Raw genomic sequence first — 11542 nt, 5'->3', positions numbered from 1 at the left:
AAGCGTCCCTGTCTCAGGGGTATAAACGCCAACTGGCGGCGGGGTGGGTCGAGAGGTGAGGGCGGTGCCCGGATAATCTTACGCAAAGGCGCGAAGGCGCAAAGAAGAGCTGCGCCGATGGCTTCGCTTTCGCGATAATCTCACACAAAGACACAAAGAGGGCGTGCGCCGCTGCGTTGCACGTTCCTGGGCAAGAGGCAGCTCATTGGAGATTGGCCGGACAAAGTCCGGCCGTTCAATGATCAAGGGCGACGCCACGGCTATGCCCGCCCTCTTTGTGTCTTTGTGTGAGATTCTTCTTTCTTTGCGCCTTCGCGCCTTTGCGTAAGATTTATCGGAAACCCGCGTTCATCCCCGCGCCTGCATCCGCGCAAGGTAGCGCGCGAGGATGTCGATCTCGAGGTTCACCGGCCGCCCCGCCACCGCCTCGTTCAGCGTCGTCATCTCCTGCGTGTGCGGGATGATGTTGAGCGTGAAATGCGCGGTCCGGTCCGCCTGATCGGTCACCTCGTTGACCGTCAGCGATACGCCGTCGAGGGTGATCGAGCCCTTGGGCGCGATATGCGGCGCGAGCGACGCGGGCGCCTCCACCGTCACCTTGACGCTGTCGCCGACCGGCTCGACCGATACGATCCGCCCGACCGCGTCGACATGGCCGGTGACGATATGCCCGCCCAGCTCGTCGCCGACCTTGAGCGCGCGTTCGAGGTTCAGGCGGCGGCCCGCGTCCCACATGCCCGGCGCGGTGCAAGCCAGCGTTTCGGCGCTGGCGTCGACCGCGAACCAGCCGCCGGGGCCGTTGCCGCCGTCATCCACGCCCTTGTCCACCACGGTCAGGCACGCGCCCGAACAGGCGATCGACGCGCCAAGATCGATCCCGCTCACATCATAGGCGGTGCCGATGACCAGCCGCGCGTCGCCGCGGTCCTCGCGGCTGCGGATGGTGCCGATATCGGTGATGATTCCCGTGAACATGGCGCGGTCATTCCTTCCTGATGCGCTCGTAGACGTCAAGCCGGTCGCTGCCAAGCAGGCGGCTGTCCACAAGGCGCCAGCGCCCGTGCGCCGCCGCCAGATTGGCGAGTCCGATGTCGCCGAGCGCCGCCTTGCCGCCGCCGATCAGGATCGGCGCGCGATAGAGCAGCAGCCGGTCGACGCGGTCCGCGGCGAGGAAGGCGGAGGCCGCGCGCGCGCCGCCCTCGACGAGCAGCGAATCGACGCCCGCAACCGATTCGGGCGAAGCGACCGCCGTCCAGCCTTCGGGCGCCGTCCCGCCGTGCGTCAGCAGCAGCCTCCTCGGGCTCCACGCTTCCAGACCCGGCAAGCGCACGTCGAGGCGCGGTGCGTCGGCCAGCAGCGTCCCGCGCCCGACCAGAATCGCTTCGTGCCGCGCGCGCTCCAGATGACCGTGCGCGCGCGCACGCTCCCCGGTGATCCAGCGGCTCGACCCGTCGGCGAGCGCGATGCAGCCGTCGAGCGAGGTCGCGAGCTTCAGCGTCACGAACGGCGCCCCGCGCGTCTGCCGCGTCCACCACGGCGCCATCGCGGCGCGCGCCGCGTCGGCGAGCACGCCGGTCTCGACCGCAATCCCCGCGGCGCGCAGCCGCGCGATGCCCTGCCCGTCGGTACGCGGGTCGGGGTCGATTGCCGCGACGACGACGCGCGCGACCCCGGCGGCGATCAGCGCGTCGGTGCAGCAGGGGCCGCGCGGGCTGGCGTGCGCGCAGGGTTCGAGGCTGACGTAAGCGGTCGCGCCGCGCGCCGCGTCGCCCGCCGCCGCCAGCGCCATCGCCTCGGCATGCGGACGCCCGCCGGGCTGCGTCCAGCCGCGCGCGACGACCCGCCGGTCCCTGACGATCAGACACCCGACATTGGGATTGGGCGCCGCCGCCGGTCGGCCGCGCTGCGACAGCGCGACGGCGGCCGCCATCCAGTCGGCATCGGTCGGGGCGGGCGGCATCGGCGGTTTAGGGCCGGGGCGCCGTCGCGGGTTTAGGCCCGCGCGCCGCACGTTCGGCAAGCGTCGAGCGCGTCGGCGCGGGCTTCCTCGCCAGCTCGTCGGCTTCCTGGCCGAGCGTCTCGCGCGTCAGCTTGTCGGCCTCGCTCGAATCATAATCGACCCCCAGCAGGTCGGCGAGCTTCTGATATTCGGCGCGGCGCCGGGCGTTCTCGCGCGTCGTTTCCTTGGCGCGCGCGACCCAGTCGGCGCGAATCTCGGCCTCGCTGCGGTCGGCCTGCCAGTTCTCGAAATAGATGATCTGCCGCTCGGGCTTCTCATAGGGGATCAGATATTGCGAGACGCCGTGAAAGATCACCCAGGTCAGCGCGATCGCGACCCCCCACATCGTCCAGCGATGCGGGCGCGGTTCGCGGATATAGGCCCAGAAATCGCCAAGACCGCCGCCGACATCCCAATTGTTGAACATTCCCATCGTCCCAATCTAGGCGATATCGCCTCGATTTGCGAGGGGGCAGGACGAATGCGCGCCGCAAAAGCCGCGGCACGAACGATTGCAAAAAATGCAACGACAGATGCTCATTTCGCAGTTGCACAAATCATTGTGCAGTGCAATATCACACTTGCCTTTTAGGCATCCTCTCCCAAAAACTTTCAAGGGTCGCCCTCGGGCGGCCCTTTTTTTCGTTCGCGCCGAATCGCCTGCGACGGCGGGCCGGACGACGCGGCCGCGCTGCCCGCCGCGCCCGGAGAAATCCGGCGGCCTGCACCCTAAAGATTTGAAAACAGGCTAATCCTGCAGCGGGGTCCGCGCCTCGAACCGGCGGACCTCGGCGATGAAGCTGCCCGGCAGCGGCGTCGCCTGCCCGCTGTCGAGGTCGAGATGCGCATAGCTGATCTCGATGTCGGCAAGCCGCTCTTCGTCGCGCGCGATCGCGCAGTGCAGCGTGAAGCTGGTCCGCTCGAAACGGCTGATCCGCGCCGCGATGGTGATCAGATCGTCGAGCCGCGCCGGGGCATGATAATCGATCTCGCTATGCGTTTCGCGGATATCTGTACCATATTGGTGAAAATAGGGACCGGGCTGGCCTTCGCCCAGCGCGCGGAAATATTCGGTCACCCCGATGTCGGCATAGACCAGATAGATGGCGCTGAAGACGCTGTTCTGCCCGTCGATCTCGTTATAGCGCACCCGCACCCGTTCGCGGACGCGGAAATCGGCGAGCGGGACGGCCCAGTTGTCGCGGTCCATCGCGGCCTCAGGCGGCGAGCGCCGCGGCGCCGCGGTCGATCGGCGCACAGGCGGCGGCCAGCCACGCGCGGTCGGCCTCGTCCATGCCGGGCGCCAGCTTTTCGAGCACCTGCGCATGGTAGGCGTCGAGCCAGTCGGCCTCGGCGGGCGAAAGCAGCGCACCTTCGACCAGATCGCGCGCGATCGGGGCGAAGGTGATCGTCTCGAACCCCAGCATCTCCTCTTCGGCGCCGGCGATCGTCTGCGGCACGACGATCACCAGATTCTCGATGCGGATGCCGAAATGCCCCGCCTTGTAATAGCCGGGCTCGTTCGACAGGATCATCCCGGCGTGCAGCGGTTCCTCGGTTCCCGCCTGCCCGCCCGACGGCTTGGCGATACGCTGCGGTCCCTCGTGCACCGCCAGATAGGCGCCGACGCCGTGCCCGGTGCCGTGCGCATAATCGACCCCGTCGGCCCACAGATATTGCCGCGCGAGGATGTCGAGCTGGCTGCCGCGCGTGCCCTTGGGAAAGCGCGCGGTGGCGAGCGCGATATGCCCCTTCAGCACCTGGGTGAAGCGGCGGCGCATCTCGGCGGTCGGCCGGCCGATCGCGATCGTGCGGGTGATGTCGGTGGTGCCGTCGGCATATTGGCCGCCCGAATCGACGAGGTAGAGCGTGCCGGTCTCGACCGCGCGATTGGTCGTCTCGTCGACCTTGTAATGCGGCAGCGCGCCGTTCGGCCCCGCGGCCGAGATGGTGTCGAACGACAGGTCCCTCAGCGCGCCGCTCTCCTCGCGAAAGGCGCGCAGCTTCGCCGCGGCGGACAGTTCGTCGAGCCCGCCCTGCGGCGCGTGCGCCTCCATCCATTTCAGGAAGCGCGCGACCGCGACGCCGTCGCGGACATGCGCTGCGCGCGTGCCGCCCAGCTCGGTGTCGTTCTTGATCGCCTTGGGCAGCACCGCCGGGTCGCGGTGGCGCTCGATCCGCGCGCCCGCGCCTTCGAGCGCGGTGAAGATCGCTGCGACCGCGCGGTCGGGATCGACCGCCACCTTCTTGCCCGCCAGGTCGGCGAGCGCCGCCTCGAAGGCGTCGCGGTCGTGGATGCGCACGCTGTTGCCCAGATGCGCGCGCACCGCCTCGGTGATCTTCTCGGGCGCGATGAACAGGTCGGCGGTCGCGTCGGCATGGAGCAGCGCGAAGGCCAGCCCGACCGGCGTATGGGTGACGTCGGTGCCGCGGATGTTGAAGGTCCAGGCGATCGAATCGAGCGCGGTCATCACCGTCGTGTCGAGCCCCTTCGCCTTCAGCCAGTCGGCGATGATCGCGCGCTTGTCGGCCGCCGACTGTCCGGCGAGCGCGGTGTCGTGCACCGTCACCGGCGCATCGCTCGGTGCCGGCCGCTCGTCCCACGCCGCGTCGACCGGATTGCTGTCGACCGCGACCAGTTCGGCACCCTTGGCCGCGAGAGCATGCGCGAGCCCGCGCGCCCAGTCGATGCCGTGCAGCCACGGGTCATAGCCGATCCGCTGCCCGGCGCCGACATTGGTGCCCAGCCATTCGGCGACGCTCGACTGCGGTACCCCGACATAGTCGTAGAGCGTTCCGTCGACCTGGTCGCGCACCTGCACCGTATAGCGGCCGTCGACGAAGATCGCGGCCTTTGCGGGCAGCACCGCCGCGGTGCCCGCCGAGCCGCCGAAGCCGGTGAGCCACGCAAGCCGCTGCGCATAGGCGCCGACATATTCGCTCATATGCTCGTCGCTGATCGGTACCACGAAGCCGTCGAGGCCGCGCGCCTTCAACTCGGCGCGCAGGCGGGCGAGGCGGTCGGCATGAACGGCGCTGGACATATGGCTTTCCTTGTTCCTACATCGCGGCCGATCCCCGCTGTCGGGGCGATGCCGCGGGAGTTTTTGCGATGCGCGCTATTTGGGCGTTTCTGGCGGCAATTGCCACCCTGCTTGTCGGGACCGTTCCCGTTTTCGCCGAAGAGGAAGAAAAAGCGTTGACCCAGCCTGCCGTCCCCCTGCCCTCCGCGCCCGTCGCCGAGCAGCGCCCGCATACGCTGACCCTGCACGGCACGACGCTGTCCGACCCGTGGCACTGGTTGCGCGACGAAAGCTATCCGGTGGTCAACGATCCCGACGTGCTCGCCTATGTGAAGGCCGAGAACGCCTGGTTCGACGCGGCGATGAAGCCGCACGAGGGGCTGGTCGAAACGCTGTTCCAGGAAATGAAGGGCCGCATCAAGGAGGCCGACGCCAGCGTGCCGCAGAAGGACGGCGACTGGCTCTACTGGATCGAATTCGAGGAAGGGGCGGAGTATAAGAAATGGTACCGCCGCCCCGTCACGGGCGGCGACGCGCAGCTGATCCTCGATGAGGTCGCGCTCGCCGCGGGCAAGGAATATTTCCGCCTCTCCGACATGGCGGTCAGCCCGAACGGTCGCCTGATGGCCTATGCCGTCGACGACAATGGCTCCGAACGGTTCGAGGTGCGCTTCCGCGATCTCGAAACCGGCGCCATGCTGCCCGACGTCATCCCCGGCACTTTGTCGGCGCTGGTGTGGACCGCGGGCGGCGACGCGCTGCTCTATGGCCTCGCCAACGAGAACTGGCGCACCGACAATGTCCATCTGCACCGGCTGGGCACCCCGGTGGCCGAGGACAAATTGCTCTACAAGGAGGCCGACATCGGCTTCGGCGTCGGCATCGGCAAGACCGCCGCCGACAATTACATCGTCATCGCGACCGGCGACAACGAAACGAGCGAGGTCTATCTGCTCCCCGCCGCCGATCCGGAGGCGAAACCGCTGCTCGTGTCGCCGCGCCGGAAGGGCCGCGAGTACAGCGTCGACGAGCGCGAGGGCACGCTCTACATCCTGACCAACGACGACCATCCCAATTTCCGCGTCGCGACCGCCAGCCTCGCGGCGCCCGGCGAATGGACGACGCTGATCGCGGGGTCGGACCACAGCTACATCACCGGCCTGTCGGTCTTCCGCGACTATTTCGTGCTCGAAAGCCGCGAGGACGGGCTCGATCAGGTCGACGTGCGCCGCTACGACGCGCCGCTGACGCCGGGGCGCATCGCCTTTCCGGAGGCGACCTATGTCGCGGGGCTCGGCGACAATCCCGAATATCATCAGGACAGGATCCGCATCGATTATGAATCGATGGTCACCCCCGACACCGTCTACGACTATGACGTCACCGCCGGCACGCTCGAAACGCTGAAAGTGCAGGAAATCCCTTCGGGTTATGATACAAGTCAATATGTAACCGAATGGGTTAACCTGCCCTCGCGCGACGGGCAGACGATGATTCCCGCCTCGCTCGTCTACAGGAAGGGCACGCCGCGCGACGGCAGCGCGCCGATGCACCTCTATGTCTACGGCAGCTACGGCTATCGCGTCGCGCCGGGCTTTTCGACGACGCGGCTCAGCCTCGTCGATCGCGGGATGATCTATGCGATCGCGCATGTCCGCGGCGGCGATGATCTCGGCCGCGCATGGTATCTCGCGGGCAAGACCGACCGGCGCAAGAACACGTTCCACGACTTCATCGACGTCGCGAAGGGGCTGATCGCGAAAGGCTATACCAGCGCGGGCAGGATCTCGATCGAGGGCCGCTCGGCGGGCGGGCAGGTGATGGGCGCGGTGTATAACGAGGCGCCCGAATTGTGGGGCGCGGTGCTCGCGGGGGTGCCCTTCGTCGACGTGATCAACACGATGGTCGACGAAACGCTGCCGCTGACCCCCGGCGAATGGCCCGAATGGGGCAATCCGATCACCGACAAGGCGGCGTTCGACTATATGCTGTCATACAGCCCCTACGACAATGTGACGGCAAAGGCCTATCCGCCGATGCTGGTGTCGGCGGGCCTCAACGACCCGCGCGTCACCTATTGGGAGCCCGCCAAATGGGTCGCGAAGCTGCGCAGCGTCCGCACCAACGACGCGCCGCTGCTGCTGCGCACCAACATGGGCGCGGGCCACGCCGGCAAGTCGGGCCGCTGGGGCGCGCTGCGCGAGGATGCCGAGGAATATGCCTTCGTGCTGACCCAGCTCGGGGTGGAGAAATAGGGTTTTTTGAAATTTTCACGCGAAGGCGCGAAAAGGCCGAGGCGCGAGCTGTTTTACCGTGTCCCCGCGCAGGCGGGGACCCAGAGCGTCCTGACGCCCGACGGCGGCCAATCCGATGCAATCGGATTGATAACCGCTCCAGAGCGGTGAGCCGTAAATCTGAACCGTTCGCCCTGAGCTTGTCGAAGGGCCGTTCTTTCTTTTGCCCCCGCAAGAAAAGGGACGGTGCTTCGACAAGCTCAGCACGAACGGTTGAGGGGATGGCTCAGATTTATGGCACGTCGCTCTATTGCTCCGCCAGAAACCCCCGCGCCGCCAGCTCGGCCTCCAGCCCCGCCGCATCCCTGAACAGATGCGCCGCGATACCCGCGGCTTCGGCGCCCGCGACATTGGCGGCATTGTCGTCGACGAACAGCGCGCCCGCCGGGTCGATGCCGAATCGCTCGATCGCGAGCGCATAGATCGCTGCGTCGGGCTTGGTCAGCCGCTCGGTGCCCGACACGATGATGTCGTGGAACCGGTCGAACACCGGCTGCGTCGGGCGGAAGGCCTGCCAGAATTCATGCCCGAAATTGGTGATCGCGAACAGCGGCACCCCCGCCGCGTCGAGCCGTGCGACAAGGTCGAGGCTGCCGGGCACCGGCCCCGGGATCGTCTCGTTGAAGCGCGTCGCATAGGCATCGATCAGCGCGCCGTGCGCCGGGAATTCGGCCTTGCGCTCGGGCACCATCTCCGCAAGCGGGCGCCCCGCGTCGTGCTGGAAATGCCATTCGGCGGTGACGACGTGGGTCACGAACCATTCGAGCTCGGCCGGGTCGTCGATCAGCTTGGCGAACAGGTAGCGCAGGTCCCAGTCGAACAGCACCTTGCCGACGTCGAAGATCACGCTTTGGCGGATCATGGCCGCTCCCGACACGCGAAAGCGCCGCCGGAAGCATCCGACGGCGTCACGCTGGCTCGCAGATGCGCGGGGACCCGTGGTCCCGGCAAAGCCGTCAGCCCTGGCGCGCCTTGAAGCGGCGGTTGGTCTTGTTGATCACATAGGTCCGGCCGCGGCGACGAATCACGCGGTTGTCCCGATGGCGGTCCTTCAGCGACTTCAGGCTGTTGCGAATCTTCATGGTCTTTTCCGTAAAGGTCTGAGCGTTGTCACGCGAAGGCGCGCACCTATGGCGACGGGCAGGAAAAGTCAACCGCGCCGCCGCCGACCGGCCCGGAAAAGATTCGCGCAGCGGCGCAAAGATCACGGAGAAGGAAGGCTGCCGATTGCCGCCCTCGTCATGCCGGACCTGTTTCAGCCTCCATGGGCCCGTGCCGGCCTGACAGGGCAGCGCCAATTAATTTCACGCGAAGACGCGAAGGCGCGAAGAAGAAGGCTCGGGCCGACAGGCCCCTTATTCTTCGGGACGGTGCGGTCAGCCGCCACGTTGAAAGAGAAAGCCTCTTCGCGGCAAGCATAGCCTCTTCGCGTCTTCGCGTCTTCGCGTGAAAAAATGGGATCGTGTCCGGCGAAAGGCCCGGTCATGGAGGCTGAAACAGGTCCGGCATGACGAGAATCTCTGCGATCTTTGCGCCTCTGCGCGAATCAAATCCTACCCCGCCAGCGCCTTCTGCCGCCGCCGCTGCACCGACGAGCCATAGCCCATCGCCTCGCGATATTTGACCACGGTGCGCCGCGCGACCGCGTGGCCCTCGGCCGCCAGCTTCTGCGCGATCGTCTCGTCGGACAGGATCGCCTTGGCATCCTCGGCCTCGATCAGCGCGCGGATGCGGCTCTTGATCGCCTCGGCCGACACCGCGCCGTCGCCGTCGGTCGCCGCGATGCCGCTCGAGAAGAAATACTTCAGCTCGAACAGGCCGCGCGCGCACGACAGATATTTGTTGCTGGTGACGCGGCTGACGGTCGATTCGTGCATCCCGATCGCCTCGGCGACCTGCCGCAGCGTCAGCGGGCGCATGTGCGCGACGCCGTGGAGGAAGAAGCCCTCCTGCTGCCGGACGATCTCGCTCGCCACCTTGACGATCGTGCGCTGGCGCTGGTCGAGCGCGCGCACCAGCCAGTTGGCGCCCGCGAGCTGTTCGGACAGCCACGCCTTGCTCTTCGCCGCCGCCCCGCGCGCCAGTTCGCTGTAATAGCGGCGATTGACGAGCAGGCGCGGCAGCGTGCCGCTGTTGACCTCGACCGCCCAGCCCTGCGCGGTGCGCTGCACGAACAGGTCGGGGACGACCGCCTGCGCCGCGCCGCCGCCGAAGCGCAGCCCCGGCTTGGGGTCGTAGCCGCGCAGCTCGCGGATCATGTCGGCCAGATCCTCGTCGTCGACCCCGCAGATGCGCTTAAGCTGCGGAAAGGCTCCTTTCGCCACCAGGTCCAGGTGCGCGATCATCGTCGCCATCGCGGGGTCGTAGCGGTCGGCCTCGCGCGCCTGGATCGCGACGCATTCGGCGAGGTCGCGCGCGCCGACGCCCGATGGGTCGAAGCCCTGCACCCCCGCCAGCACCGCCTCGACCAGCGCCAGCGGCACGCCGAGCCGCTGCGCCAGGTCGGCAAGATCGGCGCGCAGATAGCCCGCCTCGTCGATCAGCGCGACGATCTGTTCGGCGACCATCGCCTCGATCCCGTCGAAGCGCTCGCCGACCTGCGCGAGCAGATGGTCGTAGAGCGTGCCCTCGGCGCCCGCGAAACTGTCGAAATCGACGGCCTCGCCCGATCCCGACAGCCCGACGCTGTCGCTCGCGCTGTCGTGGTGGAAGCGCTCGTCGAAATCGACGTCGAGGTCGCTGCCCGCGTCGGAGGCGAGCGTCGGTTCGGCGTCGGGACCTTCACCGGCGGCCTCGGGCGCCGCCGCGCCCGCCTCTTCCCCGCGCTCGTCGCCCGCCCCGTCGCCATCGGCGGAGGCGGTGTCGAGCAGCGGATTGCCTTCGAGCGCCTCGGCCAGATAGGCCTCGAGTTCGAGGTTCGACAGCGCGAGCAGCTTGATCGCCTGCTGGAGCTGCGGCGTCATCACCAGCGATTGCGACTGGCGGAGATCGAGGCGCGGACCCAACGCCACCGGCGGTTATCTGCTTCTTGTTCCGTTCGTGTCGAGCGAAGTCGAGACACCCATCAGCGTGGCGCAAGGCCGAGGAACATCTCGACTTCGCTCGATGCGAACGGAAACTGAAAACCGCTCAAACCGCACCGGAAAAGCTCCAGTTCGTCACAGCGAGAAGCCCTCGCCCAGGTACAGGCGGCGCACCTCGGGGTCGGCGACCAGTTCGGCGGGCGATCCCGCGAGCAGCACCTTGCCGTCGTAGATGATGCAGGCGCGGTCGACGAGGTCGAGCGTCTCGCGGACATTGTGGTCGGTGATCAGCACCCCGATGCCGCGCGTCTTGAGGTCTGCGACGAGGTCGCGGATGTCGGCGATCGAGATCGGGTCGATGCCCGCGAAGGGTTCGTCGAGCAGCATGATCGACGGGTTCGCCGCCAGCGCGCGCGCGATTTCGGCGCGCCGCCGCTCGCCCCCCGACAGCGCCATCGCCGACGCGCCGCGCAGCCGCGTCAGCCCGAATTCGTCGAGCAGCTCATCGAGCCGCTGCTGGCGCGCCAGCCGGTCGGGCTCGGCGAGTTCGAGCACCGCGGCGATATTCTGCTCGACCGTCATGCCGCGAAAGATCGAGGTTTCCTGCGGCAGATAGCCAAGGCCCAGGATCGCGCGGCGATACATCGGCAGTTCGGTGATGTCGGCGCCGTCGAGCATGATGCGCCCGGCGTCGGGCTTCACCAGCCCCATGATCGAATAGAAGCAGGTCGTCTTGCCCGCGCCGTTCGGGCCGAGCAGGCCGACGACCTCGCCCTTGCCGACCGACAGCGACACGTCGGACAGCACGACGCGCTTGTCGTAGCTCTTCGCGATCGACACGACCGCGAGCCCGTTGCCCGCCGCCGCATCCTGCTGGACGTGCGAGACATGCTCGGCGACGCCATGGTCGCCTTCGGCCAAAGGTGCAGCAGTGGATTCGTCGGTCATAGGCAGGTCAGATCCGTTCGGGCCCCCGCTGGGGCGTTAGCGCAGCGACGCGGCGACCGTCAATCTGGCAGGGATTTTGCAAGGACGATTTCCCCGCCTGCTTGCGGGAGGGGCAGCGAGGCTCGCGAGCTCGCTGCCTAGCCGAAGCGGGGTGGGCATCGACAGCGCGGCCGACCCAACGGGTTGCAACCATGGCTCGTCGGAATCCGGCTCTACCGCACATTTTCGACAAGTCACTGTTCCCCGGCGAAAGCC

General features: G+C 67.5%; 10 protein-coding genes. 1 reads left to right on the top strand and 9 read right to left on the bottom strand.

Annotated elements, in window-relative coordinates:
* Window positions 1-348: 348 nt before the first annotated feature.
* The 5 genes from SGR02S_RS17335 to SGR02S_RS17315 form a co-directional block, all read right to left on the bottom strand.
* A complete protein-coding gene (locus SGR02S_RS17335; protein ID WP_067112888.1) occupies window positions 349-975 on the bottom strand; it encodes a riboflavin synthase in 627 nt (208 codons plus the stop codon).
* Window positions 976-982: 7 nt separating this feature from the next.
* Window positions 983-1930: a bifunctional diaminohydroxyphosphoribosylaminopyrimidine deaminase/5-amino-6-(5-phosphoribosylamino)uracil reductase RibD gene (gene ribD / locus SGR02S_RS17330; protein WP_067112898.1), complete on the bottom strand. Its 948-nt coding sequence runs from the start codon at window positions 1928-1930 to the stop codon at window positions 983-985.
* Window positions 1931-1967: 37 nt separating this feature from the next.
* The gene (locus SGR02S_RS17325) at window positions 1968-2432 is read right to left on the bottom strand and encodes a hypothetical protein (protein WP_067112884.1); all 465 of its coding nucleotides are present in this window, start codon (window positions 2430-2432) and stop codon (window positions 1968-1970) included.
* A 315-nt stretch (window positions 2433-2747) separates the two neighbouring features.
* Window positions 2748-3209 (bottom strand): acyl-CoA thioesterase, encoded by a 462-nt coding sequence (locus SGR02S_RS17320; protein WP_067112894.1) that lies wholly within the window; start codon window positions 3207-3209, stop codon window positions 2748-2750.
* A 7-nt stretch (window positions 3210-3216) separates the two neighbouring features.
* Window positions 3217-5043, bottom strand: a complete 1827-nt coding sequence (locus tag SGR02S_RS17315; RefSeq protein ID WP_067112881.1) for an aminopeptidase P family protein — start codon at window positions 5041-5043, stop codon at window positions 3217-3219.
* Window positions 5044-5198: 155 nt separating this feature from the next.
* Here SGR02S_RS17315 and SGR02S_RS17310 point away from each other — a divergent pair, with 155 nt between their 5' ends.
* Window positions 5199-7277: a S9 family peptidase gene (locus tag SGR02S_RS17310; protein WP_067112891.1), complete on the top strand. Its 2079-nt coding sequence runs from the start codon at window positions 5199-5201 to the stop codon at window positions 7275-7277.
* 286 nt (window positions 7278-7563) lie between these two features.
* On the opposite strand, the gene SGR02S_RS17305 is transcribed toward SGR02S_RS17310, so the two are convergent.
* The 4 genes from SGR02S_RS17305 to lptB all read right to left on the bottom strand — a co-directional run bounded on the left by SGR02S_RS17305 (window position 7564) and on the right by lptB (window position 11287).
* The gene (locus SGR02S_RS17305; protein ID WP_067112878.1) at window positions 7564-8178 is read right to left on the bottom strand and encodes an HAD-IA family hydrolase; all 615 of its coding nucleotides are present in this window, start codon (window positions 8176-8178) and stop codon (window positions 7564-7566) included.
* A gap of 94 nt (window positions 8179-8272) precedes the next feature.
* Window positions 8273-8398 (bottom strand): type B 50S ribosomal protein L36, encoded by a 126-nt coding sequence (gene ykgO / locus SGR02S_RS17300; RefSeq protein ID WP_003046794.1) that lies wholly within the window; start codon window positions 8396-8398, stop codon window positions 8273-8275.
* A gap of 471 nt (window positions 8399-8869) precedes the next feature.
* Window positions 8870-10327, bottom strand: a complete 1458-nt coding sequence (gene rpoN, locus SGR02S_RS17295) for an RNA polymerase factor sigma-54 (RefSeq protein ID WP_067112876.1) — start codon at window positions 10325-10327, stop codon at window positions 8870-8872.
* A 147-nt stretch (window positions 10328-10474) separates the two neighbouring features.
* Entirely contained in the window at window positions 10475-11287 is an 813-nt protein-coding gene (gene lptB, locus SGR02S_RS17290) for an LPS export ABC transporter ATP-binding protein (protein WP_076073422.1), read from the bottom strand.
* Window positions 11288-11542: the final 255 nt, after the last annotated feature.

Source organism: Sphingopyxis granuli NBRC 100800 (assembly GCF_001591045.1).
GTDB classification, from domain to species: Bacteria; Pseudomonadota; Alphaproteobacteria; order Sphingomonadales; family Sphingomonadaceae; genus Sphingopyxis; species Sphingopyxis granuli.
The sequence above is the reverse complement of the archived record's forward strand: the minus strand, read 5'-3'. Positions and strand labels throughout refer to the sequence as shown.